Below are 24,315 nucleotides of genomic sequence, written 5' to 3'. Positions count from 1 at the left end.
CCGTCCGGATAAGGCAGTCTTGTCCACGTGCCCGAACCCGAAACCAGCAACAACGAAACCGCAGCACGCTCCGTCCACGCGCATGCCGCGACGCTGAAGCGGCTGGTGCAGTCGTCCGGCAGCCTCGCCGCGCAGGCGATCACGCGGATGGACGAGACGCTGCCCTGGTACCGGGCCATGCCCCCGGAGAACCGTTCCTGGATCGGGTTGGTCGCGCAGGCGGGCATCGCCGCGTTCACCGAGTGGTTCCGGCGCCCCGACGCGCCGCAGGCCATCTCCACCGACGTCTTCGGCACCGCGCCGCGCGAGCTGACCCGGGCCATCACGCTGCGGCAGACCGTGGAGATGGTGCGCACCACCATCGAGGTCATGGAGAGCGCCATCGACGAGGTGGCGGCGCCTGGCGACGAGGCGGTGCTGCGCGAGGCGCTCCTCGTGTACGCGCGGGAGATCGCCTTCGCCACCGCGCAGGTGTACGCGCAGGCCGCCGAGGCACGGGGTGCCTGGGACGCGCGGCTGGAATCGCTGGTGGTGAACGCGGTGCTCAGCGGCGAGGCCGACGAGGGGGCCGTGTCGCGGGCCGCCGCCCTCGGGTGGAACTCGCCCGAGCATGTGTGCGTGGTGCTGGGCACGGCGCCCAACGGCGACTCGGAACTGACCGTGGAGGCGATCCGGCGGGCCGCCCGGCACGCCAAGCTCCAGGTGCTGACGGGGGTGCTCGGGGACCGGCTGGTGGTGATCGCGGGCGGCAGCGACAATCCGCTGGGCGTGGCCAAGTCGCTGATCGGGCCGTACGCGCAGGGGCCGGTGGTGGCGGGTCCCGTGGTGCCGGACCTGCTGGCGGCGACCCGGTCCGCGCAGGCCGCCGCGGCGGGCCTCAAGGCGTGTACGGCCTGGCAGGACGCACCACGCCCGGTACTGGCCGACGATCTGCTGCCGGAGCGGGCGATCGCCGGTGATCCCGCGGCCCGTGAACAGTTGGTGGAGGAGATCTACAGACCGCTGGAGGAAGCCGGGGCCGCGCTGCTGGAGACGCTCAGCGTCTATCTGGAGCAGGCGAGCAGTCTGGAAGGGGCCGCACGGATGCTGTTCGTTCACCCCAATACCGTTCGTTACCGGCTCCGACGTGTGACGGACGTCACCGGTTGGTCACCCTCCGATGTACGCTCTGCCTTTACTCTGAGGGTCGCGCTGATCCTGGGGCGTCTGGTCGACGGTGATCTTCAGCTCTAGTCTCTTGTCGGGGTCCCACAAAACCCCCTCCCGTTCTTCGTCCCTGTCCTCACGGGCGGCTTCGGCCGTCGTCAAGAGAGAGTGTGAGAGTGCTCGTACTCGTCGCTCCCGGCCAGGGCGCTCAGACGCCCGGCTTCCTGACCGAATGGCTCGACCTGCCCGGCGCCGCGGACCGCGTCGCCGCCTGGTCCGAGGCCATCGGACTCGACCTCGCCCACTACGGCACCGAGGCCGACGCGGACGCCATCCGCGACACGGCCGTCGCCCAGCCGCTGCTGGTCGCGGCCGGGCTGCTGTCGGCCTCGGCGCTCGCCACTGGCTCAATTGCCGCTGACGCGGCGTGGACGGACCTCGCGCCCGGCGCGGTGGCCGGCCACAGTGTCGGTGAGATCACCGCCGCCGCGTTCGCGGGTGTCCTCGACGACTCCGCCGCGCTGAGCCTGGTCCGCAAGCGGGGTCTGGCCATGGCCGACGCCGCCGCGATCACCGAGACCGGCATGGCGGCGCTGCTCGGCGGGGACCCGGACGTCACCGTGGCGCACCTGGAGAAGCTGGGGCTGACTCCGGCGAACATCAACGGCGCGGGCCAGATCGTGGCGGCCGGCACCAGGGAGCAGCTGGCCGCGCTGGAGGCGGACAAACCCGAGGGTGTGCGCAAGGTGGTCATGCTCAAGGTCGCCGGCGCCTTCCACACGCACCACATGGGTCCAGCGGTCGACACGCTGGCCAAGGCCGCCGAGGACCTGGCCCCGGGCGACCCGAAGGTCACCTACGTGTCGAACAAGGACGGCGCGGCGGTCGCGACCGGCGATGAGGTGCTTCAGCGCCTGGTCGGCCAGGTCGCGAACCCGGTCCGCTGGGACCTGTGCATGGAGACGTTCAGGGAACTCGGGGTGACCGCGCTGATCGAGGTGTGCCCCGGGGGGACCCTGACCGGTCTCGCCAAGCGTTCACTGCCCGGGGTCAAGACGCTGGCGCTGAAGACCCCCGCAGACCTCGACGCCGCCCGCGAACTCGTCGCAGAGCACGCCTGACGCCCTTAGGAGCAGAATCCGCATGGCGAAGATCAAGCCCAGTAAGGGCGCCCCGTACGCGCGCATCCTGGGTGTGGGCGGCTACCGGCCCACCCGGATCGTGCCGAACGAGGTGATCCTCGAGACGATCGACTCGTCCGACGAGTGGATCCGCTCTCGCTCCGGCATCGAGACGCGGCACTGGGCGTCGCCGGAGGAGACGGTCGCGGCGATGTCGGTCGAGGCGTCCGGCAAGGCGATCGCGGACGCCGGTATCGACGCCGGGCAGATCGGTGCCGTGGTCGTGTCGACCGTCTCGCACTTCCAGCAGACCCCGGCCGTCGCCACCGAGATCGCCAACCGGCTGGGCACGGACAAGGCCGCCGCCTTCGACATCTCGGCGGGCTGCGCGGGCTTCGGTTACGGCCTGACGCTGGCCAAGGGCATGGTGGTGGAAGGTTCCGCCGCATACGTGCTCGTCATCGGCGTGGAGCGGCTGAGTGACCTGACCGATCTGGAGGACCGGGCCACCGCCTTCCTGTTCGGTGACGGCGCGGGCGCGGTCGTCGTCGGCCCGTCCCAGGAGCCCGCGATCGGCCCGACGGTCTGGGGCTCGGAGGGCGACAAGTCCGAGGTCATCAAGCAGACCGTGCCGTGGACGGACTACCGCGACGGCGAGGTCGAGAAGTTCCCCGCGATCACGCAGGAAGGCCAGGCGGTGTTCCGCTGGGCCGTGTTCGAGATGGCGAAGGTCGCCAAGGAGGCGCTGGAAGCCTCCGGGCTTTCGCCGGACGACCTGGACGTCTTCATCCCGCACCAGGCCAATGTGCGGATCATCGACTCGATGGTGAAGACCCTGAAACTGCCGGAGCACGTCACGGTCGCCCGTGACATCCGCACCACCGGCAACACCTCGGCCGCCTCGATTCCGCTCGCGATGGAGCGGCTTCTGGCGACCGGCGAGGCGAAGAGCGGCGACACCGCGCTCGTCATCGGCTTCGGGGCGGGTCTCGTCTACGCCGCTACGGTCGTTACCCTCCCCTAGGCACTCCGTGTCGGATCACCCGGTCCGGTACGGGAACCGCAACATCCGCCGCTGACGCGGCGGGCGCCACACCCTCTGGAATCACAGCGAAGGAGCGCCACCATGGCCGCCACTCAGGAAGAGATCGTCACCGGTCTCGCGGAGATCGTGAACGAGATCGCCGGCATCCCGGTTGAGGACGTCCAGCTGGACAAGTCCTTCACCGACGACCTGGACGTCGACTCGCTGTCCATGGTCGAGGTCGTCGTCGCCGCCGAAGAGCGCTTCGACGTCAAGATCCCGGACGACGACGTCAAGAACCTCAAGACCGTCGGCGACGCGACCGAGTACATCCTCAAGCACCAGGCCTGAGCGCTGCCGGGCCTTCCTGATCCAGACGGGAGGCCCGGGGGCCGGGCGCACCGGCCCCGCCACCCGGCGGTGGCGCCGTACGAATCCTCGTATCCGTTGGAGAAAGAATTCCGATGAGCTCGACCAATCGCACCGTGGTCGTCACCGGTATCGGCGCAACCACACCGCTGGGTGGCGACGCAGCCTCTACCTGGGAGGGCCTGATCGCCGGACGTTCCGGAGTCAAGGCCCTGGGCCAGGACTGGGCCGCCGACCAGGCTGTCCGTATCGCGGCCCCCGTGGCCGTGGAACCCACCGAGACCATTCCCCGTCCGCAAGCCCGCCGCCTGGACCGCTCGGCGCAGTTCGCGCTGGTCGCGGCCAAGGAGGCGTGGGCCGACGCCGGCTTCGAAGGCAAGGCCGGCGAGGACCCGAACGTCGCCCCGGAGCGGCTCGGCACGGTCATCGCCTCCGGCATCGGCGGCGTGACGACCCTGCTGGACCAGTACGACGTGCTGAAGGAGAAGGGCGTCCGCCGCGTCTCCCCGCACACCGTCCCCATGCTGATGCCGAACGGCCCGTCGGCCAACGTGGGCCTGCTCGTGGGCGCCCAGGCGGGCGTGCACACCCCCGTCTCGGCGTGCGCCTCGGGCGCGGAGGCCATCGGCTACGCCATCGAGATGATCCGCAGCGGCCGCGCCGACGTCGTCGTCGCGGGGGGCACCGAGGCGGCGATCCACCCGCTGCCCATCGCCGCGTTCGGCAACATGATGGCGATGTCCAAGAACAACGACGATCCCGAGGGCGCCTCGCGTCCCTACGACGTCGCCCGGGACGGTTTCGTCCTCGGCGAGGGCGCGGGCGTCGTCGTCCTGGAGTCTGCCGAGCACGCCGCCGCGCGCGGCGCCCGTGTCTACGCGGAGGCGGTCGGCCAGGGCATCTCGGCCGACGGCCACGACATCGTGCAGCCGGAGCCGGAGGGCCGCGGCATCTCGCACGCCCTGCAGAACCTGATGGACAACACCGACCTGAACCCGGCCGAGATCGTGCACGTCAACGCGCACGCCACCTCGACGCCGGCCGGTGACGTCGCCGAGCTGAAGGCGCTGCGCAAGGTCTTCGGCGACGACGTCGACCACATGGCGGTCTCCGCGACCAAGTCGATGACCGGGCACCTGCTCGGTGGCGCCGGCGGCGTGGAGTCGGTGGCGACGGTGCTCGCGCTGTACCACCGGGTGGCTCCGCCGACCATCAACGTCGACACCATCGATCCCGAGGCCGAGGCGACCGCGGACATCGTCCGCGGCGAGGCGCGCGCGCTGCCCGTCGAGGGCCGCATCGCCGCGCTCAACGACTCGTTCGGGTTCGGCGGGCACAACGTGGTGCTGGCGTTCCGGACGGTCTGACCGGCGCCGGCACGCCGGGTGCGTACAGGCCGGAGGGCCCCACCTTTCGAGGTGGGGCCCTCCGGCCTGTCAGGGGGCGGGTCGCGGCCCGGGTCCGGTGTCGGCGAGCGGTCAGACCACCTGGTGGAGCCAGCGGACCGGGGCGCCCTCGCCCGCGTAGCGGAAGGGTTCCAGTTCGTCGTCCCAGGGCTTGCCGAGGAGCTTGGCGATCTCCGCCTCCAGGTCGGTCTCGCCCTGCTGGGAGCGGATCAGGGCGGCGCGCAGCCGGTCCTCGGGGATCATGATGTCGCCGTGCATGCCGGTGACGGCGTGGAAGATGCCGAGGTCGGGGGTGCAGCTGTAGCGCTCGCCCTCGGCGGTGGGGCAGGGGTCCGAGGTGACCTCGAAGCGCAGCAGCTGCCAGCCACGCAGCGCGGAGGCGAGTTTGGAGGCGGTGCCGGCCTGGCCCTTCCAGGAGAACTCCGAGCGCCAGGTGCCCGGTGCGGCGGGCTGGCGGATCCAGTCCAGGCTGACGCGCACGCCGAGCACTCCGGCGACGGCCCACTCGACGTGTGGGCACAGCGCGCGCGGCGCGGAGTGCACGTACAGAACTCCACGTGTCGTCACCGGAACCTCCGGGCAGAGCGGGACAGGACGGAACAGGACCGATCAGCGGGTGGCCGGGCGAGCCCCGCTGATGGCGAGGCTACCGTGTGGTGGGGGAAGGAGTGTGACGTACCGTCCGTCCTGGTACCCGGAAACTTCCGCCATTCACCCGGCAGGACGACAGTTCCCCGGGTGTGTCGGTCCCGGATGGCTGTGGACGGCCCCGGGTCGGTGCGAGCCGGTCCGTCCGAGCGAGCGGGAACTCTCGTGCGTTGTTATTCATTGGGGACGGTGACCACGATGCGCGGGGAGGCGACGGGATGGAGCAGGGGAGACGCCGGGCGCGGCGGAGACGGGGCGGCCGCTCGCGGGCCGTGCTCGCCGTGGCGGCGACCGCCGCGTGGGGAGGCGCCGTGCTGGGTGTCGCCGGCTGCGACGCCGTCGGGGGTGACGCGCCCGCTCCGTCCGCCGGCGGGGTGAAGAAAGCCGCGCCGTCCCCGTCACCCACCCCCGTCTGGGACACCAGCCCCGCCTCCGTGGCCGCCGTGGGCGATTCCATCACGCGCGGCTTCGACGCGTGCGCGGTGCTGACGGACTGTCCCGAGGTGTCGTGGGCCACGGGCAGCAGTGAGCAGGTCGACAGTCTCGCGGTGCGGCTGCTGGGTCCGGCCGGGGCGGCCGAGCGGAGCTGGAACTACGCGGTCACCGGGGCACGGATGGCGGATCTGCCGGATCAGATGGCCCGGGCGGTGCGACGGGATCCGCAGCTGGTGGCGGTGATGGCCGGGGCGAACGACGCCTGCCGGGCCACGACGTCGGCGATGACGCCGGTGGCCGACTTCCGCGCGGACTTCGAGGATGCGATGCACACCCTGCGCAAGGCGCTGCCCAAGGCCCAGGTGTATGTGGCGAGCGTGCCGGACCTGAAGCGGCTGTGGTCGCAGGGCCGGACCAACGAGCTGGGCAAGCAGGTGTGGAAGCTCGGCGTCTGTCCGTCGATGCTGGCCGACGCGGATGCGCTGGACGCGGCGGCGAACGAGCGGCGCGAGACGGTGCGAAACCGGGTGGAGGACTACAACAAGGTGCTGGAGGAGGTCTGCGCCGAGGACCTCCGGTGCCGCTTCGACGGCGGCGCGGTGTACGAGTACGAGTTCGGCACCCGGCAGTTGAGCCGCTGGGACTGGTTCCACCCGAGCATCGACGGCCAGGCCAGGCTGGCGGAGATCGCCTACCGAACGGTCACAGCGAAGCGGCCGTGACTTATCGTTTCGCACATGAACGAACCCTTCGGCACACTTTCCGACGGTACCCCGGTGCACCGCTGGACCCTGGAACGGGCCGGCGTACGGATGCGGGTGCTGCCGTACGGCGGGATCGTGCAGGCCGTGGAGGTGCCGGACCGGGAGGGACGGTCCGGGAACGTGGTGCTGGGCTTCCCCGACCTGGACGGCTATGTCGCCCGTCCGGAGCCCTACTTGGGCGCCCTGATCGGGCGCTACGCCAACCGCGTCGCGGGCGCCCGCTTCCCGCTGGACGGGCGCGTCCACACGCTCGCCCCGAACAACGGGCCGAACTCGCTGCACGGCGGTGAGCGGGGCTTCGACAAGCGGGTGTGGGACGTGACGCCCGTACCGCACGGGCTGTGCCTCAGCCGGGTCTCCGCGGACGGCGAGGAGGGCTTTCCGGGGCGTCTGGAGGTGTCGGTGACGTACACGCTGGACGAGCGGGGGGCGCTGGGGATCGTGTACGAGGCGGTGACGGACGCGCCGACGGTCCTGAACCCGACGAACCACTCGTACTGGAACCTGACCGGCTCCGACCCCGGCGCCGGTGCCGACAGCGCGGCCGGGCACGAACTGCGGTGCGCCGCCTCCCGGTTCACCCAGGTCGGCGCGGATCTGATCCCGATCGGCGAACTCCAGGACGTCACCGGCACCCGCTTCGACTTCCGCGAGGCACGCAGGACGGGCACCGGGTACGACCACAATCTCGTGCTCGACAAGGGGGTGACGCCGACTCCGGTGGAGGTCGCCGAGCTGCACGACCCGTCGTCCGGGCGGGTGCTGACGGTGGCTACCACCGAGCCCGGGATGCAGCTCTACACCGCCGACCACATCGGGGAGCCCTTCGCTCCCGGGACCGGCGTCGCACTGGAGACCCAGCACTTCCCCGACTCCCCGAACCGGCCCGACTTCCCGAGCACGGTCCTGCGGCCGGGTGAGGTGTTCCGCTCGGAGACGGTGTACGGCTTCTCCGTGCGGTAGGCCCGGACCCGGGACGACGTGCACGAGCCTGAGCCCCGGTCCGGGGTCAGGGTCCCGGACCGGGGCTGCTCGTGCGAGGACTACCCGGCCGGCGGGTGATACCCCGCATCAGACGTTAATCGTCGCGGTGATCCTGCGGTCCGTGATCGAGCACTCGGCCTGGATTTCGTACGAACCCTTCACAAAGGACCACGAGGCGGCCGCCTCGTCCCTGAGGTGGCCGCCTCGTCCCAGAGGTGGCCGCCTCGTCCCAGATCTCGAGAGTGTGCCGGGGCAGCTCGCCGACGGCCTCAATGCGCGGGCGCCACGGGCTCGCCGGCGTTGTCCTCGGGAGTCTCCTCGCCGAGCAGGTCCCGTGCCATGAGGGTGGCGCCGGCGACCGCGCCCGGCATCAGGAACACCGCGACGAACGGGACGAGGAAGGCCAGCCCGAGCGGCGTTCCGAAGCCCCAGACGAGGGCCTTGCGGGACCTCAACAGGGCGAGCCGCTCACGCAGTTCGACCTCGCGTCGCTGGAGGGCCACCGCCGTCAGCTCCTCGGTGAGGAAGAACCCGGTGACCATGAAGCCGATCACCGGTACGACGGTCTGCCCGAGGAACGGGAGGAACCCGAGAGCGAAGAGGAGGACCGCCCAGACGAGGGCGCGTACGAGGATACGGAGGCTGTCCCGCCCGGAGATCCACAGCTCCCGCCCCAGCGTCAGCCCGGACTCGGGGGCGGTGCCGTCGGGCGAGACGTCCCGGTCGACCTTCTCGGAGAGGCTCTCGTAGAAGGGCTGGCCGATGAGCAGCGTCACCGCGGTGAAGGTGAGGACGGACAGCAGCAGTCCGAGCGCGAACAGGACGGCGGTGAGGAACCCGCGGAACAGGCCGAGCCAGGGACTGGACCAGTCGTCGGCGAACGGCGTCGCCCAGCCGACGAAGCCGGCTCCCCACAGGGCCAGCGCGACCAGCGCCGCCGCGTACAGCACCAGCGTGATCAGCCCCGGCACCAGACCGAAGCCGTACTGCTTGCCGTGCCGGGCCACCCACCGCTGGCCGTTCAGGAGATACCGGAACCCCACCCCAAGATCGCGCATGGGGAACTATAGGGGCCCGTCGGCGACGTGTCCTGGGGCGGTCGTCACCTCCGCCGACGGGCCGCCTTCCACCCGCCTGCTGCCGACAGCCGCCGTCAGAGCTTGACGATCATCTTTCCGGTGTTGTCGCCGCGCAGTACCCCGAGGAACGCCTCGAGGTTGTTCTCGATGCCCTCGACGACGGTCTCCCGGTACTTGAGCTCGCCGGACCGCACCCAGGCCCCGACCTCCTGGACGAACTGCGGCTGGAGGTCGTAGTGGTCGTTGACCAGGAAGCCCTCGATGCGGCCGCGGGTCTGGATGAGCCGGGCAAGGTTCCTCGGACCGGGCGCGGGCTCGGTGTTGTTGTAGACGGAGATCATCCCGCAGACGGCGATCCGGCCGCCCCGGTTGAGCGACCCGATCGCCGCCTCCAGATGGTCGCCGCCCACGTTGTCGAAGTAGACGTCGATCCCGTCCGGGGCGGCAGCGCGCAGCTGCTCGCTCACGGGGCCGTTCTTGTAGTTGAAGGCGGCGTCGAAGCCGTACTCCTCGACGAGCAGCCTGACCTTCTCGTCGGATCCGGCGGAGCCGATCACCCGCGAGGCGCCCTTGAGCTTCGCGACCTGCCCGACCTGGCTGCCGACGGCGCCCGCGGCGCCGGACACGAAGACGGATTCGCCCTCCTTGAAGGCGGCGGTGCGCAGCAGGCCCGCGTAGGCGGTGAGCCCGGTCATCCCCAGCACGCCCAGGTACGCCGACAGCGGCGCGGCGTCGGGGTCCACCTTGACGGCGTTCTCGGCGGCCACGACGGCGTACTCGCGCCAGCCGAAGAAGTGCAGGACGTGGTCGCCGACGGCGATCCCCTCGGCGTCCGAGGCGACGACCTCGCCGACGGCACCGCCCTGCATGACCTTGCCGAGCTCGTAGGGGGCGACGTAGGACTTGGCGGCCGACATCCTCCCTCGCATGTACGGGTCGACGGAGAGGTACTTGTTCCGCACCAGCACCCGGCCCTCACCGGGTGCGGAGACCTCCGCCTCGACCAGGGCGAAGTCCTCGGGCTTGGGCCATCCGACGGGGCGGCTGAGCAGATGCCACTCGCGGCCGGCAGTGGGGAGCGTGGGGGTGTCGGACATGGGGTGGGGCCTCCTCGAAATATTTCAGCATCTGAAACAACGATGCCCGTTGATATTTCAGAATGTCAAGCATATGGGTACTCTGGGGAGCATGGCCGCCGCATCCAGTTCCCCCAGCCGCCCCGACGCCCTGACCCTGGAGGTCGTCGAACTCATCGGCTCAGTCGTGGCCCGCTATCACGAGGAGTACGAGGAGGCGGCGGCCGGCCACGCGCTCACCGGCGCGCAGGCCCGGCTGCTGAGCCTGCTCTCCCTGGAGCCCCTGCCGATGCGGAAGCTCGCCCACCGCCTGAAGTGCGAGCCGTCGAACGTCACCGGCATCGTCGACCGGCTGGAGTCGCGCGGGCTGGCGGAGCGCCGCCCGGACCCGGCGGACCGCCGCGTGAAGCTGGCGGCGGCGACGGCGGAGGGGCGCAGGGTGGCCCGCCGCATGCGGGAGTCGCTGCGCTTCGCCCGCGAGCCCCTGGCCGCCCTCACGGAACAGGAACGCCTGGCCCTGCGGGACACGCTGCGGACGATGCTGGACGCCGACCGGGGCACCGGCGCACACCAGGCGTAGTCGGCAACTCGACGGGGCACTCCGGCAGACCGGACCCGACGCCGGTCCCGGCTTCGACCCCGGACCGCCCGCCCCCGGGGCCTGTGTCCGTCAGGCGCACCACCACAGGAAGCGGTCGCACGTTTCCGAGGGTTCGGGCTCCGGTTCCGGCTCGGGTTCCGTGGTGGTCGGGTCGGGCTCCGGGGTGTCCGGCTGCGGCGGGGGCTGCTGCGGCGGCGCCGTGGTCGGGTCGGCCGGTGACGTGTCCGCGGGCGCCGACCGGGTCGCTTCTTCGGGCTCCGCCTCCGCCGATTCCTCGCCCGTCGGCGACTCCGAGGCCGACGGTGAGCCGGAGGTACTGGGGGACGGGGAGGTCACGGACGCACCCGTGCCCGGGGCACCGCTGGGCGGCGGCGTGGACCCGGCCTTCGCCGATCCGCCGTCCGGCGTCTCGTCCCCGGCCGCCGCAGGCTCGGGCTTCGATCCCGGTGCGTCCACCCCCAGCTCCGCGAGGCTCAACGCGCCTGCGGCCAGGACGAATCCGGCCGCGATCAGCAACGACCTGCGCCGTCGCCTGCGGTGCGCCGCGGCCTTGCGGTCCCGGCGGCTCACCCTTGCCGTGGGGCCCTCGTCGTCCGCCTCCGGACCTGTGGGATCGTCAGCGTTCGGTCGCCGCACGCCTTCGGGGGGTTCCGGCTCCGCGTACGGCGCCGGCTCTGGTTCCGGCTCCGACTCGTCCTCCTCGTACGCCGCCTGCGGGGCGGCGGAGGCCTCCGGCTGGGCGCGGAGGGTCTCGACGGAGGTGCCGCACCCCGGGCAGGCGAGGGCGCCGTTGAGGTGCCGTCGGCACGGATGGCAATAGTCCATGACGCGGGAAGACTAGGTTCCGCTCACGTCCGGTCGATAGAGCAAGTTGTGAAGGTTCGGTAGGGACCCTTGCTCAATGGTTTCGAATCTGCCGAAACCGTTGTGCGCGCGACCCATTGACACCCCGCCACCCCGTCCTTACTGTCGCGCCAGCGTTTCGAACGTGTGTCGAAATATCGAACAGCCACTGACGATACCGAGAAGACACCGGCGACACTGGCGAAGACAGGGTCCACAACGCAGCGAGGGGCAACCGCCGTGCGTATCAGCGGAATCAGCACACACGTGGTCGGGACGCCGTGGCGCAACCTGACGTACGTCCAGGTGCACACCGACGAGGGGATCACGGGGGTCGGCGAGACCCGGATGCTGGGGCACACCGACGCCCTTCTGGGCTACTTGAAGGAGGCGGAGGCCCACCACATCCTCGGCAGCGACCCCTTCGCCGTGGAGGACCTGGTCCGCCGCATGAAGTACGGCGACTTCGGCCGCGCCGGCGAGATCGTGATGTCCGGTGTCGCCGTCGTCGAGATGGCGTGCTGGGACATCAAGGGCAAGGCCCTCGGCGTGCCCGTGTGGCAGCTGCTCGGCGGCAGGGTGACCGACAAGGTCAAGGCGTACGCCAACGGCTGGTACACCACGGAGCGCACCCCGGAGGCGTACCACAGGGCCGCGCAGTCGGTGGTGGAGCGCGGTTACCGGGCCCTGAAGATCGACCCCTTCGGCACCGGCCACTTCGAACTCGACCACCGGCAGACCCTGTACGCGGTCTCCCTCATCGAGGCGGTCCGCGACGCCATCGGCCCCGAGACCGAGCTGATGCTGGAGATGCACGGCCGCTTCTCCCCCGCCACCGCCGTCCGCCTCGCCAGGGAACTCGCGCCGTTCGACCCGGCCTGGCTGGAGGAGCCGGTCCCGCCGGAGAACCTCAAGGCGCTGGAGAAGGTCGCCGCCAAGGTCGACATCCCGCTCGCCACGGGTGAACGCATCCATGACCGCATCGAGTTCCGTGAGCTGTTCGAGAGCCAGGCCGTGGACATCCTGCAGCCGGACGTCGGCCACCTCGGCGGCATCTGGGAGACCCGCAAGCTCGCGGCGACCGCCGAGACCCACTACATGCTGGTCGCGCCGCACAACGTCGGCGGCCCCGTCCTCACCGCCGCTTCCCTCCAAGTCGGTTTCACCTCACCGAACTTCAAGATCCTGGAACACTTCAACGACTTCGCGGACGCGGAGATCAAGAAGGTCGTCAAGGGCGCCCCGCAGGTGAACCCGGAGGACGGTTGCTTCCACCTCTCCGACGCCCCCGGGCTCGGTGTGGAGCTGGACGTCGACGCGGCGACCGAATTCCCTCAGCAGCAGGCCCGGTTCGACCTGTGGGCCGAGGGCTGGGAGCAGCGCAAGCCCAAGGGCGCGAAGTGACCGCGCGCGTGGGCGGGCCCCCCGCGCCCCCCGCGGCCACCCCCGCGGCCACCCCCGCGGCCGCTCCCTCGGTCGCCGTCGTCGTCGAAGGCCCCGGCGCGCACCGTCTCGTCGCGCACGAGCCGCGTGACCCGGCCCCCGGCGAGGCGCTGGTCCGCGTGCACGCGACCGGCGTCTGCGGCAGTGACCGCGAGGTGTACCGGGGCAACCGCCCCGAGGGGTACGTCCGTTACCCGCTCACCCCGGGCCACGAGTGGTCCGGGACCGTGCTGGAGGTGGGCTCGGGAGTGCCGGCGTCGCTCACCGGCCGCAAGGTCGTCGGTGAGGGCTTCCGCAACTGCCAGGTGTGCGACCGCTGTCACGCCGGTGAGACGACGCTGTGCTCGGCGGGTTACGAGGAGACCGGGTTCACCAGACCGGGGGCGATGGCCGCCACGCTGACCCTCCCGGCCCGCCTGCTGCACGCCCTGCCGGACGACGCCGACCTCACCGCGGCGGCACTGCTGGAGCCGGCGGCCTGCATCGCCGCCGCCGCGCTCAAGGCGAACGCCGCGCCCGGTGAGCGGGTCGCCGTGGTCGGTACGGGCACCCTCGGCATGTTCGCCGTGCAGTTCCTGCGCGCGAACTCCCCGGCCGAACTGCTCGTCGTCGGCAGCCGGGGCGGCCGCGAGGCACTGTCCCGGCAGTACGGCGCCACCGACTTCCGTACGAAGGACCGGGAACTCCCGGACGACTTCGACGTCGTGATCGAGACCGCCGGGTCCGCCGACGCGGCCCGCACAGCGGCCGCGCTGCTCCGGCGCGGCGGCCGGCTCGTCCTGACGGGCATCCCGGCGCCGGGCGCGGACGGTCTCGACCCGACGGATCTGGTCGTACGGCAGCTGGAGGTGCACACCGTCTTCGGAGCACCGCCGGACGCCTGGGCGCACACGGTGCGGGTGTTCGCCGCCGGGCTGCTCGATCCGCTGCCGCTGGTCACGCACGAGTTGCCGCTGGCCGAGTTCTCCCAGGCCATCGAGCTGGTGGGGTCGGGCGATCCCACGGTGGGCAAGGTCCTGCTGCGCCCGTAGGTCCCACAGCCCCTGGGGGCGGGCCGGGTGCGAGGGCGGCCTGACGGCCCCGCACCCCGCGGCCCTCTCCTCCGTTCCTCCCTCCTCTCCCCCTCCCTCCTCGTTCGCTCCTCCTCGTCGCCGCGGATGCCCGCCCTCCGGGCCGCGAACCTCGTCCGACATGCCGAACAGAAGGACATCTTGTGACCGACGCTTCCGCCAAGGCGCCCCGCAGGCCCGGTGAGCAGGCGCTCACCGCGCTCGGCCTCGGCGCTCCCGCCCCCGACCCCGCCGACGCCTCGCCGCACTCCTTCCCCGGCGGGGGCCGCTGGCGCACCGAGGTTCCCTCCTGCGAGGGGCCCGAGGCGCTGGCGGTGGTCCTGAAGGAGGCCTCCCGGCTGGACGTGCCGATCCACCGGATCAGCCAGGGCAGCGGCGTGTGGATGCTGACCGACGCCGAACTCACCGAGATGGTCGACACCACGGCCGAACGGGACATCGAGCTCTGCCTGTTCACGGGCCCGCGCGGCACCTGGGACATCGGCGGCTCCACCCGTACCGACTCGCACGGCGCCGGGCTGCGCGCCCGGGGCCACGACGCGGTCGCCGGATGCGTCGAAGACGCCGTACGGGCAACGGAGTCGGGCGTGAAGTGCCTGCTCGTCGCCGACGAGGGCGTGCTGTGGACGCTGCACCGGGCGCGGTCGGCCGGCCTCATCCCGGCCGACACCACACTGAAGGTCTCGGCGCTCGTCGGGCCGGTGAACCCGGCCTCGTACACGGTGTACGAGCGGCTCGGCGCCGACTCGATCAACGTGCCGAGCGACCTGACGCTCGATCACCTCACCGAGATACGGCGGGTGTCGGCCACTCCGATGGACATGTACATCGAGGCCCCCGACGACCTCGGCGGCTATGTGCGGATGTACGAGGTCGCGGAGCTGATCCGGCGTGGCGCGCCGCTGTATCTGAAGTTCGGCCTGTCCAAGGCATCCGGCGTCTATCCGTACGGGCACCACATGCGGGAGCTCACCCTGACCACCGCGAAGGAGCGGGTGCGGCGCGGCCGGCTCGCCCTGGATCTGCTCGCCCGCCATGGCGCGGACGGTGACATGGCGCCGCTCGGTTCACGACTTCCGGGCGCTCTGCGCCGGTTCGACATCTCGTCATAACGTTCCGGAAAATCGACTTCACAGAAGTAGACACAGTCGCGCACAATCCCACACACCCCTTTCTCGGTTCTCGTCAGGCACACCCCGCCCCGGAAGCGACGTCGCACCTCCGGACCGGCCCACACATCACCGCCCCGGTACACCCCTCAAGGATGATGATCATGCGTAATCGCAGAGCCGCCATCGCCGCCGTAGCCACCGCCGCCTCGCTCGCCCTCACCCTGTCCGCCTGCGGCCAGAGCAGCGAGGGGGGCAGCGAGGAGGCCAAGGGAAGCTCCGGGGGAGCGACCATCGGCATCGCGATGCCGACCAAGTCCTCCGAGCGCTGGATCGCCGACGGCAACAACGTGGAGAAGGACCTGCGGTCCAAGGGCTACAAGACGAAGCTGGTCTACGGCGAGGACGACCCGGACCAGCAGGTCGCGCAGATCGAGAACCTGATCACGCAGGGTGTGAAGGCACTGATCGTCGCGGCCATCGACAACAAGTCGATGAACAACGTCCTGCAGCAGGCCAAGGACGCCGACATCCCGGTGATCTCCTACGACCGTCTGATCCTCGGCACGGAGAACGTCGGCTACTACGCCTCGTTCGACAACGAGAAGGTGGGCGAACTCCAGGGCAGCTACATCCTGGACAAGCTCGGCCTGGCGGACGGCAGTGAGAAGGGCCCGTTCAACATCGAGCTGTTCGCCGGCTCCAACGACGACAACAACACCCGCTACTTCTTCCAGGGCGCGATGAGCGTCCTGAAGCCGTACATCGACAAGAAGCAGCTCGTCGTCCGGTCCGGCCAGACCGAACTCAACCAGGTCACCACCCTGCGCTGGGACGGCGGCACCGCCCAGAAGCGCATGGACGACATCCTGACCTCGGCCTACAAGAGCGAGCGGGTCGACGCGGTCCTCTCCCCGTACGACGGCATCTCCATCGGCATCCTGTCCGCCCTGAAGTCGGACGACTACGGCTCCAGCAGCAAGCCGCTGCCGATCGTCACCGGCCAGGACGCCGAGGTCGCCTCGGTGAAGTCGATCATCGCCGGCCAGCAGTCGATGACCGTCTACAAGGACACCCGTGAGCTGGCCGAGGTCGCCACGAACATGGTCGACGCGCTGCTGAACGACAAGGAGCCCGAGGTCAACGACACCAAGACCTACGACAACGGGGCGAAGGTCGTGCCGGCCTACCTGCTGGAGCCGGTCGCCGTGGACAAGGCGAACTACCAGAAGGTCGTCGTCGACTCCGGCTACATCAAGGAGAGCGACCTCAAGTAAGCGACCCCGTTCAACCGCCGCACCCTACGGATTGGAAGGCACGACCATGGCGGGACCCGTCCTGGAAATGCGCTCGATCGTCAAGACCTTTCCCGGCGTCAAGGCGCTGTCGGACGTCACACTGACCGTCCAGCGGGGCGAGGTCCATGCCATCTGCGGCGAGAACAGCGCCGGCAAGTCGACCCTGATGAAGGTCCTCTCCGGCGTCCATCCGCACGGCAGTTACGAAGGGGAGGTCCTCTTCGAGGAGGGGGTCTGCCGGTTCAAGGACATCAGGGCCAGCGAGCAGCACGGCATCGTCATCATCCACCAGGAACTGGCCCTGGTGCCGTACCTCTCCCTCGCGGAGAACATCTTCCTCGGCAACGAGCACGCCAGGCGCGGCCGCATCGACTGGCACGAGACGCTGCGGCACGCCACCGAACTGCTGCGCCGGGTCGGACTCGACGACCACCCCGAGACCCGGGTCGCCGACATCGGCGTGGGCAAGCAGCAGTTGGTGGAGATCGCCAAGGCGCTGTCGAAGAAGGTGAAGCTGCTCATCCTCGACGAGCCGACCGCGGCGCTCAACGACGAGGACAGCGGCAAACTGCTCGACCTGATCCTCCAGTTGAAGGAACAGGGCATCACGTCGATCATCATCTCCCACAAGCTGAACGAGATTCGCCGGGTCGCCGACTCGGTGACGATCCTGCGGGACGGGCAGACCATCGAGACGCTCGACGTGAAGGCGACGGAGACCACCGAGGACCGGATCATCAGCGGCATGGTCGGCCGCGACCTGGAGCACCGCTTCCCGGAGCGCACCCCGCACCACCCGGAGGAGGGCACGGCCCCGGCCCTCGAGGTGCGCAACTGGACCGTGCACCACCCGATCGACCAGCAGCGCAAGGTCGTCGACGACGTGTCCCTGGAGGTCCGGCGCGGCGAGATCGTCGGCATCGCCGGCCTGATGGGCGCCGGCCGCACCGAACTCGCGATGAGCATCTTCGGCCGCACCTACGGCCGGCACGCGGCCGGTACGGTCCTCCGGGACGGCAGGGAGATCCGTACGAAGACCGTCCCCGAGGCGGTACGGCACGGCATCGCGTACGTCACCGAGGACCGCAAGCACTACGGCCTGAACCTCATCGACACCATCAACCGCAACATCTCGCTCAGCGCCCTCGGCAAGGTCGCCAAGCGGGGCGTCGTGGACGAGCACGAGGAACGCCAGGTCGCCGAGGGCTTCCGCGAGTCCATGAACATCAAGGCGCCGACCGTCTTCGAGCCGGTGGGCAAGCTGTCCGGCGGCAACCAGCAGAAGGTCGTCCTCAGCAAGTGGATCTTCGCGGGTCCCGAGGTGCTGATCCTGGACGAACCGACCCGCGGCATCGACGTCGGCGCCAAGTACGAGATCTACACGGTCATCGACCAACTGGCCGCGCAGGGCAAGGCGGTCGTCTTCATCTCCTCCGAACTGCCCGAACTGCTCGGCATGTGCGACCGCATCTACACGATGGCCGCGGGGCGGCTGACCGGGGAGTTCTCGCGGGCCGAGGCCTCCCAGGAAGCGCTGATGCGTCAGATGACGAAGGACAAAGAGGTAACCCGATGAGCACGGACGTCACCGACAAGACCCCGGCCGCCGCGCCGCCGGGCAAGAACGGGGCGGGCACCAGTGACGGCCTGCTCCGGCTGATGCTGGACGGCATGCGCCGCAACATGCGCCAGTACGGCATGCTGTTCGCCCTGGGCCTGATCGTGGCGCTGTTCGCGGTGTGGACCGACGGCGACCTGATCCTGCCGCGCAACGTGTCCAACCTGGTGCTGCAGAACAGCTACATCCTGATCCTCGCGATCGGCATGATGCTGGTCATCATCGCGGGCCACATCGACCTGTCGGTCGGTTCGTTGACGGCGTTCGTCGGCTCGATGGCCGCGGTGTTCATGGTCCGCAACGACATACCCTGGCCGATGGCGGTGGTGCTGTGCCTGGCCGTGGGCGCGATCGCGGGCGCCGTGCAGGGGTGGTTCATCGCGTACGGCGGCATACCGTCGTTCATCGTGACCCTGGCGGGCATGCTCACCTTCCGCGGTCTGACCGAGATCTTCCTGGAGGGCCAGACCCTCGGCCCGTTCCCCCGCGGGCTGCAGAAGGTCGCCAACGGCTTCCTGCCCGAGGTCGGTCCGGAGACGAACTACCACAACCTCACCCTGTTGCTCGGCCTCGGGCTGATCGCGCTCGTGGTGCTCCAGGAGGTCCGTGACCGGCGCCGCCAGCAGGAGTTCGCCCTCGACGTCCTGCCCACCAAGCTGTTCCTGCTGAAGCTGGTGGCGCTCACCGCCGCCATCCTCACCGTCACGCTGCTGCTCGCCAGCTACAAGGGCGCCCCGATCGTGCTGCTGATCCTCGGCGCGCTGCTCGTCGGTTTCGGCTACGTGATGCGCAACGCCGTCATCGGCCGCCACATCTACGCCATCGGCGGCAACCTGCCGGCGGCCAAGCTGTCGGGCGTGCGGGATAAGAGGGTCACGTTCCTGGTCTTCCTGAACATGGGCATGCTCGCGGCCCTGGCGGGTCTGGTCTTCGCCGCCCGCTTCAACGCGGCCTCGCCCAAGGCCGGCCTCAACTTCGAACTCGAGGCGATCGCGGCCGCGTTCATCGGCGGCGCGTCGATGAGCGGCGGTGTCGGCACCGTGCTCGGCGCGATCATCGGCGGCCTGGTCCTGGGCGTGCTGAACAACGGTATGAACCTCGTCGGCATCGGCACCGACTGGCAGCAGGTCATCAAGGGCCTGGTGCTGCTGGCGGCGGTCGGCTTCGACGTGTGGAACAAGCGCAAGGTCGGTTCGTAGGACGGCTCGGGCCCCGCCGGAAGGCGGGGCAGCGCGCTTGAGAGTCACATGACGCACCTCACGCGTCCCGGGTTCACTCCGTCACAGTTTTCTCACACCGGTTGAACAGCGCCACGCCTCTTTCCGTATGTACGGGTGGCCCGTGCTCCCCCGCGCGGGCCACCCACGCATGACGGGCCCGGAACGTCCCCGGCGGGCCCGCCGTACACGGAGGTTCCATGGCCGACGTCACCTCGCTGTTCCGCGGCAACGCGGCGCACAGCCCGTCGATGGCCGCGCTGGCACGGGAGAGCGACGGGGCCGGTCCGGTGGACTTCTGCATTCCGTGCAATCCGTACTTCCCCACTCCCGCCATGTTCGAGGACATGGCGGTTCGGCTGCGGGACATCATCACGTACTACCCGAGCAGCGCCGACACCGTCACGGCCGAGCTGTGCAGCCTGCTCCAGCTCCCCCGCAGTGCGTGGCCATGGGCAACGGCTCCACCGAACTCATCACCTGGATCGACCACTTGCTGGTCCGCGAGTCCCTCGCCGTCCCCGTCCCCACCTTCGGCCGCTGGACCGACCAGCCCATGGAGACCGGCAAGCGGGTCGACATGTACCCGCTCCAGGAGTCCGGCGGCTTCGCCCTCGACCTCGCCCAGTACGCCGAGTTCGTCCGGGCCCGGGGCACGAAGGTCGCGGTGATCTGCAACCCCAACAACCCCGACGGCGGCTTCCTGCACAAGCACGCGATCGTGCAGTTCATGGACGCGATGGCCGACCTCGACCTGGTGGTGATCGACGAGTCGTTCCTGGAGTTCGCCGACGCCGAGGTGGAGCCGTCGGTGGTGCAGGAGGCGATGCTGCGTCCCAACGTCATCGTCCTGCGCAGCCTCGGCAAGAACTTCGGCCTGCACGGCATCCGCTTCGGCTACCTCGTCGCCAACCCCGCGCTCGCGGGCCGCATCCGCTCGATGCTGCCGAAGTGGAACATCAACTCCTTCGCCGAGCACGTGGTGTTCATGCTGAAGGAGCACGGCACCGAGTACGCCCAGAGCCTCCACAAGGTCCGTCGCGACCGGATGGACATGTCCGGCCAGCTCTCCTCACTGCCCGGTCTGACGGTCTACCCGTCCCAGGGCAACTTCCTCTTCGTGCGCCTCCCCGTGGGCGCCGAAGGCACCGTGGTCCGGGACCGCATGCTCACCGAGCACCGGGTCCTGGTCCGCGAGTGCGGCAACAAGATCGGCTCGTCCAGCCGCTTCCTGCGTCTCGTGGTACGTCCCAGGTGGATGTGCGGCGCCTGGTGTCCGGCCTGGAACAGGTGCTCTACGGGACCTCCAGGAGGGGAGCCGCCGTGCCCGAGCAAACCACAGGGACCGGCTACAGCTCGGGCACGGCGGCAGTGGACCGCCTGGTCAGCGAGACCAACGGCGCCGGCACCCAGGGCCTCGCCGCTCAGGCCATCGGCACCGGCGCCGGTGCGCGTGCCCCGGGCCTCCCCGCCGCTCCGGCCGCCGGCACCGGCATGCCGCTCCCCGCCGCCCCGTCCCCCGTTCCGGTGGGTGCGGGCGCCGGGATGCCGATGCCGGCGGCAGCCTCACCGGGGACGCAGCAGCTGCCCCTGCCGGTGGCGCAGCAGGTGCCGCAACCCGTGCAGCAGCCCGCTGTGCCGCAGCAGATTCCGCAGCAGCCCGTCCCGCAGCAGATGCCGCACCCCCTGGCGGCGCCGGCTCCGGTGCCGGTCCCCATGCCCGCTGCGGCGTCCTTCCCGCCCCCGCAGGCCCCGGCCCAGCGGCCGATCCCCGCCGGTCCCACCCCACCCGGCGTCCCCGCCCGTGGCGGCCTGACGGCGGCCCAGGTCAGAGGCACCGACGGCCTCTCCCGGGCCCCCGCGGCCGGCTGGCCCGGAGCGCAGGCGCAGAACTGGCCGGAGGCGGTGGGAATGGGCCAGGTGGGCTGAGGAAGCCCCGTCGGTCAGGCCGGGTTCATCCGCCACTGCTGGCAGGCGTTGTTCAGCCAGGTCCACTGCCGCACGTCGGCCGAGTCCGCGGTGGAGCAGTCGGCGACGTCGGCGACCTTGCCGGTGGCCTGGTTGGCGATCCGGACGTGACCGCTGTCGGTGGCCACGAACCGGAACCGCTGGCAGGTGTTGTTCAGCCACGGCCACTGGCACAGGTCGGCCCCGTCGGCGAAGGAGCAGTTCTCGGTGTCCAGCACCTGCCGCCGGAGACGTTGACGAGCCGGTGCGTGTCGTCGCCGAGATCCTCGAGCTACCACTGCTGGTGGGCACCGCCGTCGCAGGCGTACTGCTGCACGTTCGCCCCGTCGGCGGACGAACGCCCTGCGACTTCCAGGGCTTGCCGCTGTTGCGGTGGGTGAGAGTGCAGGTGGTGGGCACGGGTTCGAGTGCGGGGACGGGCAGTGAGCCCGAGTCGTCGGACAGTCCGCGGACGTTCGGGGCGGTGGTCCAAGGGTTGCGTGAGTACGCAGGGCTGAGCCGCGGCCACGATGCGTGCGCAGGCTCTCGCCCCGACTGGCCCTCTCCCCCACCACCTGGGCCAACTTCCTCACCCACGTCACAGGGTGACCGTCGAGCCGGCAGCCCGGCGGTCGGTAGGCGCCGTGACGACCACCCGCGCCCCAGAAGTGACACACCCTCCTCCCAAATCCGTGAGCACCCCGGCCACCACTGTCCACATGCCGCTCATTCGAGCACTTACCGGTCATTCGCCTGCTGATTGCTCACGCTTTCCGCAGGACATGCGCTTCGGGCACCGCAGTTTCGGGGCGTGAATTCCAGGCCACCGGCTTCTCCGCCGTCGGAGCGGTGCGCATCCGAAGACGGCCGTGTGGCGGATCGCCCTCTTTTGGCACATGTCCCACCGCATCGGCGACGGCATCAATGCGGGATTCGCGCCGTGTTCCGTGGGGCTGAAGCAGGCCGGGGCACTGAAACAGCTCTGTGTGCAGCCCAGTTCGGGGGCCGCACACAGAACCGTTGCTGGTGCCTTATCAGTCCCTGGCTCCCTAGCGGTGGTCGCCGCGGTCGTGGCGGTCGTTGTCGTGACGGTCGCCGCGGTCGTGGCGGTCGTTGTCGTGACGGTCGCCGCGGTCGTGACGGTCGTTGTCGTGACGGTCGCCGCGGTCGTGACGGTCGTTGTCGTGACGGTCGCCGCGGTCGTGACGGTCGTTGTCGTGACGGTCGCCGCGGTCGTGACGGTCGTAGTCATGACGGTCGCCATAGCCACCGCGGTCGTAGTCGTCGCAGTGGTCGTCGTAGTGGTCGTCGCAGTACCAGCCATGGCTGTAGGACGGGGTGGACGCCGAAGCGGTACCCGCTGTTCCCACCGCGACGCCACCGGCCATCACCAGCCCGGCGGCGGACACGGCGACTAGACGCTTCGCGCGTTGTGCTCGCATGAGAATACCTTTCGCTCCATCGTTTCCCGCGTCTCCGGAGGGAAGCGCGGAAAGGGACGGCCGCAGCCGCAAGTCGGAATTACGGCAGGGTCTTCTGATGTCACCGCATGTCTCTCAAGCACGGGCTCGACCGCCGACACCTCCAGGTCGCCCTTCGCGGGCGATCGCTGTGGCCTTGGTCCGCTTTACCGGGAACCGGTCGGCCGGGCGTGCCGTGCGTGCGGCATTCAGCATTCAGCCTAGTACCGCAACAGCAGCCCGGCATCTCGGGCGACCCCACTGCGCACGTCCGTTACCGGGAAGCCGAACCACGCCCACTTAGATCAATGAGATGGCGAGCCGGCCGTCCTGGCCGACCAAGAGATCCCGACCTCGTTCTTGCATTACGGTCCGCCGGCGTCGTCGGTGGACCGTTTCGCTTCGGTGGCTGACGGCGGGCATGCCGGCGGCCCGAGTGCCGTCGTCTCGGGCGGGCGCCGGGTTCCCCTGCTCCGGAGTGGGCGGGTGATCCCGTAGGGACGGGGAAGCCGCTGGTCAACCGGGGTTCGGCAGGAGAGTGCGCCGTTCGGGGACGGCGGGGATCTCGTGGGTCCGGGGCCAGTGGGCCGCGAGGCGGAGGACGCGGCGCCGACCGGCAGGTCGGGCGTGAGCTGGACGGCCCGCCCGCAGTTCGGGGCGGGCGGGCCGTCCTGGGTGGGGCGGGGTCAGGAGGTCGGGCACTCCTTCCAGGCCATGTGGTAGGTCGTGCTGATGCCTCCGTCGGTGGAGTTCATCGTCATGAAGCTGACCTGGTCGGGGACGAGGTGCGGGCGCTGACGCGCAGTTCGGTGTTGATGTCGAAGTTGCGCCGCACGCCGCAGGGGGCGTAGACGAGCTGGGCCCAGTCGGTGGTGTCCGTGGCCTGCCAGTTGTCGTCGTAGGGGCCGTCGTAGGCGTGGGTGCGGTACTCCGTGTTCGGGGAGCCCTGGAAGTAGTACGACGCCTTCTGCGTGCCCTTCGCGCCGGGCCGGAGGGAGGCGAAGCCGCGGTAGTCGGCACCGGCGATGGCGTAGGTGAACCCCTGGGGGGACGTGGACGAGGAGGCTGAGCTGGCAGTTCCTGCGGAATGCCGTGGGGTCGGAGTTGCCGCCCGCCTGGGCCAGGTAGTCGCTGTAGGGCACGGTGAACGCGGTGTTGTCCTCGGAGACGGCGACCGCGGCCGTGCCCTTGGGACAGCCGGAGCCGCTCACCGTGGCGGCGTCGGTGACGATCTTGTCCGGGGGCGGGTCGTCGAACACGGAGGACGGGTGGTGCGCGGGGATCGCGGCGGTGAGGAGCGCGGCGATCGCGCCGCTCAGGAGCAGGGCACCAGCCATGGTTCTCCCCATCCGTTCGGTGGGGGGTGGACGCGACGTCTTACGTGTGTCGCCCTTTCATTGAATTGCCATATATCTGACAAATACATAGGCGCATGGACCCCCGGCCCTCGCGAGGGAGGCGTGAAGGCGAGGTGAAGGCCGGGAGCGCTCGCATCGTAGGCAGCGCTCCCGGCCGGCGGGCAGGGTGAACTCCGGCCATTCGCCCCGGACCGGCCGGCGGGGCATTCACAGGGGAAACGCGAAGGGAACGCCCCATCCCGAGCTTCACCCGTACCGGGCGAAACGGACGTACCGGGAACCTCGCGTGAACGGAGGCG

General features: G+C 70.3%; 21 protein-coding genes and 2 pseudogenes. 15 read left to right on the top strand and 8 right to left on the bottom strand.

Annotation, left to right across the window (positions count from 1 at the left end; all coding sequences use genetic code 11):
* Window positions 1-27 precede the first annotated feature (27 nt).
* From WJ438_RS28160 to WJ438_RS28140, 5 genes are all read left to right on the top strand, one after another.
* A complete protein-coding gene (locus tag WJ438_RS28160) occupies window positions 28-1,233 on the top strand; it encodes a PucR family transcriptional regulator (protein ID WP_406727701.1) in 1,206 nt (401 codons plus the stop codon).
* 89 nt (window positions 1,234-1,322) lie between these two features.
* On the top strand, window positions 1,323-2,267 hold the full coding sequence (locus WJ438_RS28155) for an ACP S-malonyltransferase (protein WP_406727700.1): 945 nt from the start codon (window positions 1,323-1,325) through the stop codon (window positions 2,265-2,267).
* A 22-nt stretch (window positions 2,268-2,289) separates the two neighbouring features.
* Entirely contained in the window at window positions 2,290-3,291 is a 1,002-nt protein-coding gene (locus WJ438_RS28150) for a ketoacyl-ACP synthase III (protein ID WP_406727699.1), read from the top strand.
* Window positions 3,292-3,393: 102 nt separating this feature from the next.
* Window positions 3,394-3,642 (top strand): acyl carrier protein, encoded by a 249-nt coding sequence (locus WJ438_RS28145; protein WP_406727698.1) that lies wholly within the window; start codon window positions 3,394-3,396, stop codon window positions 3,640-3,642.
* A 113-nt stretch (window positions 3,643-3,755) separates the two neighbouring features.
* Complete coding sequence (locus WJ438_RS28140) at window positions 3,756-5,027, top strand: beta-ketoacyl-[acyl-carrier-protein] synthase family protein (protein ID WP_406727697.1); 1,272 nt, start codon at window positions 3,756-3,758, stop codon at window positions 5,025-5,027.
* 111 nt (window positions 5,028-5,138) lie between these two features.
* Here WJ438_RS28140 and WJ438_RS28135 read toward each other — a convergent pair whose 3' ends face one another.
* On the bottom strand, window positions 5,139-5,633 hold the full coding sequence (locus WJ438_RS28135; RefSeq protein ID WP_406727696.1) for a DUF3145 domain-containing protein: 495 nt from the start codon (window positions 5,631-5,633) through the stop codon (window positions 5,139-5,141).
* A 299-nt stretch (window positions 5,634-5,932) separates the two neighbouring features.
* On the opposite strand from WJ438_RS28135, the gene WJ438_RS28130 reads away from it, so the two are divergent.
* Window positions 5,933-6,871, top strand: coding sequence for an SGNH/GDSL hydrolase family protein (locus WJ438_RS28130; protein ID WP_406727695.1), 939 nt, complete (start codon window positions 5,933-5,935; stop codon window positions 6,869-6,871).
* 15 nt (window positions 6,872-6,886) lie between these two features.
* The gene (locus WJ438_RS28125) at window positions 6,887-7,876 is read left to right on the top strand and encodes an aldose epimerase family protein (RefSeq protein ID WP_406727694.1); all 990 of its coding nucleotides are present in this window, start codon (window positions 6,887-6,889) and stop codon (window positions 7,874-7,876) included.
* Window positions 7,877-8,166: 290 nt separating this feature from the next.
* On the opposite strand, the gene WJ438_RS28120 is transcribed toward WJ438_RS28125, so the two are convergent.
* Together WJ438_RS28120 and WJ438_RS28115 are read right to left on the bottom strand one after the other, a co-directional pair.
* Entirely contained in the window at window positions 8,167-8,955 is a 789-nt protein-coding gene (locus tag WJ438_RS28120) for an EI24 domain-containing protein (RefSeq protein ID WP_406727693.1), read from the bottom strand.
* A gap of 95 nt (window positions 8,956-9,050) precedes the next feature.
* Window positions 9,051-10,073 (bottom strand): NADP-dependent oxidoreductase, encoded by a 1,023-nt coding sequence (locus tag WJ438_RS28115; RefSeq protein WP_406727692.1) that lies wholly within the window; start codon window positions 10,071-10,073, stop codon window positions 9,051-9,053.
* A 73-nt stretch (window positions 10,074-10,146) separates the two neighbouring features.
* Here WJ438_RS28115 and WJ438_RS28110 point away from each other — a divergent pair, with 73 nt between their 5' ends.
* On the top strand, window positions 10,147-10,632 hold the full coding sequence (locus WJ438_RS28110) for a MarR family winged helix-turn-helix transcriptional regulator (protein WP_406727691.1): 486 nt from the start codon (window positions 10,147-10,149) through the stop codon (window positions 10,630-10,632).
* A 90-nt stretch (window positions 10,633-10,722) separates the two neighbouring features.
* Here the strand turns inward: WJ438_RS28110 and WJ438_RS28105 are convergent, their stop codons facing one another.
* Window positions 10,723-11,478: a hypothetical protein gene (locus tag WJ438_RS28105; RefSeq protein WP_406727690.1), complete on the bottom strand. Its 756-nt coding sequence runs from the start codon at window positions 11,476-11,478 to the stop codon at window positions 10,723-10,725.
* A gap of 258 nt (window positions 11,479-11,736) precedes the next feature.
* Between WJ438_RS28105 and WJ438_RS28100 the strand changes: the two genes are divergently transcribed.
* From WJ438_RS28100 to WJ438_RS28070, 7 genes and pseudogenes are all read left to right on the top strand, one after another.
* The gene (locus tag WJ438_RS28100; RefSeq protein ID WP_406727689.1) at window positions 11,737-12,900 is read left to right on the top strand and encodes a mandelate racemase/muconate lactonizing enzyme family protein; all 1,164 of its coding nucleotides are present in this window, start codon (window positions 11,737-11,739) and stop codon (window positions 12,898-12,900) included.
* 8 nt (window positions 12,901-12,908) lie between these two features.
* Window positions 12,909-13,970 carry a zinc-binding dehydrogenase gene (locus tag WJ438_RS28095; protein ID WP_406729833.1) on the top strand — a complete coding sequence of 354 codons (1,062 nt, stop codon included), beginning with the start codon at window positions 12,909-12,911 and terminating at the stop codon, window positions 13,968-13,970.
* Between the two features lie 182 nt (window positions 13,971-14,152).
* A complete protein-coding gene (locus tag WJ438_RS28090; RefSeq protein ID WP_406727688.1) occupies window positions 14,153-15,121 on the top strand; it encodes a hypothetical protein in 969 nt (322 codons plus the stop codon).
* Between the two features lie 161 nt (window positions 15,122-15,282).
* Window positions 15,283-16,395 carry a multiple monosaccharide ABC transporter substrate-binding protein gene (chvE, locus tag WJ438_RS28085; RefSeq protein WP_406727687.1) on the top strand — a complete coding sequence of 371 codons (1,113 nt, stop codon included), beginning with the start codon at window positions 15,283-15,285 and terminating at the stop codon, window positions 16,393-16,395.
* Between the two features lie 46 nt (window positions 16,396-16,441).
* A complete protein-coding gene (gene mmsA / locus WJ438_RS28080; protein WP_406727686.1) occupies window positions 16,442-17,992 on the top strand; it encodes a multiple monosaccharide ABC transporter ATP-binding protein in 1,551 nt (516 codons plus the stop codon).
* The gene (mmsB, locus tag WJ438_RS28075) at window positions 17,989-19,233 is read left to right on the top strand and encodes a multiple monosaccharide ABC transporter permease (protein ID WP_406727685.1); all 1,245 of its coding nucleotides are present in this window, start codon (window positions 17,989-17,991) and stop codon (window positions 19,231-19,233) included. The genes mmsA and mmsB overlap by 4 nt, the downstream gene beginning before the upstream one ends.
* 218 nt (window positions 19,234-19,451) lie before the next feature.
* Window positions 19,452-21,180, top strand: a pseudogene (locus WJ438_RS28070) (pyridoxal phosphate-dependent aminotransferase).
* Window positions 21,181-21,194: 14 nt separating this feature from the next.
* On the opposite strand, the gene WJ438_RS28065 reads toward WJ438_RS28070, so the two are convergent.
* The 4 genes and pseudogenes from WJ438_RS28065 to WJ438_RS28050 all read right to left on the bottom strand — a co-directional run bounded on the left by WJ438_RS28065 (window position 21,195) and on the right by WJ438_RS28050 (window position 23,995).
* The gene (locus tag WJ438_RS28065) at window positions 21,195-21,437 is read right to left on the bottom strand and encodes an RICIN domain-containing protein (protein WP_406727684.1); all 243 of its coding nucleotides are present in this window, start codon (window positions 21,435-21,437) and stop codon (window positions 21,195-21,197) included.
* A gap of 53 nt (window positions 21,438-21,490) precedes the next feature.
* Window positions 21,491-21,727: an RICIN domain-containing protein gene (locus tag WJ438_RS28060; RefSeq protein ID WP_406727683.1), complete on the bottom strand. Its 237-nt coding sequence runs from the start codon at window positions 21,725-21,727 to the stop codon at window positions 21,491-21,493.
* A gap of 520 nt (window positions 21,728-22,247) precedes the next feature.
* Window positions 22,248-22,640: a hypothetical protein gene (locus WJ438_RS28055; protein ID WP_406727682.1), complete on the bottom strand. Its 393-nt coding sequence runs from the start codon at window positions 22,638-22,640 to the stop codon at window positions 22,248-22,250.
* 704 nt (window positions 22,641-23,344) lie between these two features.
* Window positions 23,345-23,995 (bottom strand): annotated as a pseudogene (locus tag WJ438_RS28050) (DUF4360 domain-containing protein).
* Between the last annotated feature and the right edge of the window lie 320 nt (window positions 23,996-24,315).

It is taken from the genome of Streptomyces sp. GD-15H, assembly GCF_045291515.1.
GTDB lineage: Bacteria > Actinomycetota > Actinomycetes > Streptomycetales > Streptomycetaceae > Streptomyces.
This window is presented reverse-complemented; position numbering and strand designations above follow the sequence as displayed.